The sequence below is a fragment of the Mycobacterium parascrofulaceum ATCC BAA-614 genome (genome assembly GCF_000164135.1).
GTDB classification, from domain to species: Bacteria; Actinomycetota; Actinomycetes; order Mycobacteriales; family Mycobacteriaceae; genus Mycobacterium; species Mycobacterium parascrofulaceum.
Genome location: NZ_GG770669.1, coordinates 1 through 575 on the forward strand (window position 1 = coordinate 1; position 575 = coordinate 575).

Here is a 575-nt window from a genome sequence, read left to right on the forward strand (position 1 = left end):
CGACACCCCCGACGCCAACGCCGTGCACCGTACCGGCCCCGGCCCGATGGGCCCGTCGCGCATGGTGCTGTCCAAACCGGTGATCGCCGCGGTGAGCGGCTACGCCGTGGCGGGCGGGCTGGAGCTGGCCATCTGGTGCGACCTGCGGGTGGCCGAGGAGGACGCCGTGTTCGGGGTGTTCTGCCGGCGCTGGGGGGTGCCGCTCATCGACGGCGGCACCGTGCGGCTGCCGCGGCTGATCGGCCAGAGCCGCGCGCTGGACATGATCCTCACGGGCCGCGGCGTCAAAGCCGACGAGGCGCTGGCCATGGGGTTGGCCAACCGCGTCGTGCCCAAGGGCCGGGCACGGCAGGCGGCCGAGGAGCTGGCCGCCCAACTGGCCGCGCTGCCGCAGGAGTGCATGCGATCCGACCGGCTCTCCGCGCTGCATCAGTGGGGGCTGCCGGAAGCCGAGGCGCTGGACTTCGAATTCGCCAGCATGCACCGGGTTTCCGCCGTAGCGATGGAGGGGGCGCGGCGTTTCGCCGCCGGCGCCGGCCGGCACGGCGCGCCGGCCGGCTGAGTGTCTTACGGCG

At 74.6% G+C, this 575-nt stretch carries 1 protein-coding gene; it reads left to right on the top strand.

What is annotated here, in order from left to right:
- Window positions 1–562, top strand: a 562-nt coding sequence (locus HMPREF0591_RS30155; RefSeq protein ID WP_007172695.1) for a crotonase/enoyl-CoA hydratase family protein, incomplete at its 5' end; no start/stop codon positions are given.
- Window positions 563–575 lie beyond the last annotated feature (13 nt).